1 protein-coding gene is annotated in these 627 nt (G+C 28.4%); it reads left to right on the top strand.

The window, feature by feature from the left end:
• Nucleotides 1-161 precede the first annotated feature (161 nt).
• A complete protein-coding gene (locus QVP94_RS08865) occupies nt 162-506 on the top strand; it encodes a hypothetical protein (RefSeq protein WP_022192406.1) in 345 nt (114 codons plus the stop codon).
• Nucleotides 507-627 lie beyond the last annotated feature (121 nt).

Genomic DNA, 627 nt, shown 5'->3' with positions numbered 1-627 from the left:
TTAAAGATTGCTTGAATAGTATTTATGGCACATTGGGAATTAAAGGAAAGGCTAGTATTAAGGACTTTGAAGAATATGCTACTATTAAGGAAGCTAGAAAGAAGATAGATGGCAAGTATTTAAGAGGCTATATCATTCAGTACATTAAAATTAAGTAAGCTATGGTTATTGACTTTACACCCAGTACAAAAGAATCAGAAGAAGCTAGAATATTAAAGCTAAAGGAAGATGCAGTAGAAGCTGGTATTAAAGCTAAGGAAATTTTAAACAGCATAGGAATTAAATATATCATCCGACTTTATAAAGAAGGTGGTTGTATTAAGTTTTACAAAGATTCAAAATGTATTAAGATAGCCAGTTTACTAGCTGGCACTAATGAACTAACAGCTAATTTCTCTCTTTATTATAATGCTGCTAAACTTAAAGACAGGAAAAGATTTAAAATTGTAGAAGAAAATGATTTCCTTACAGATATACTACTAAACCTTTATTCTCAATTACAATAATCAGACCTAAGATAGTGTTTAAATGAATTATTAAAATTATTGTAATTCAGTTTTGATATGTAAAATAATATTGTTATATTTGTAATGCGATAAAGAGTTATATGGGAATGGCTTTATCGGT

Origin of the sequence: Parabacteroides sp. CAG:2, assembly GCF_000436315.1 — a bacterium.
In the GTDB taxonomy this organism is placed as follows: Bacteria; Bacteroidota; Bacteroidia; order Bacteroidales; family Tannerellaceae; genus Parabacteroides; species Parabacteroides distasonis.
Note: the sequence above shows the minus strand (reverse complement) of the source record. Positions and strands in the feature narration are given on the sequence as shown.

Coding starts and splice junctions, on each gene's coding strand:
- QVP94_RS08865 (WP_022192406.1), top strand. CDS start 162: ATGGTTATTGACTTTACACCCAGTACAAAAGAATCAGAAGAAGCTAGA.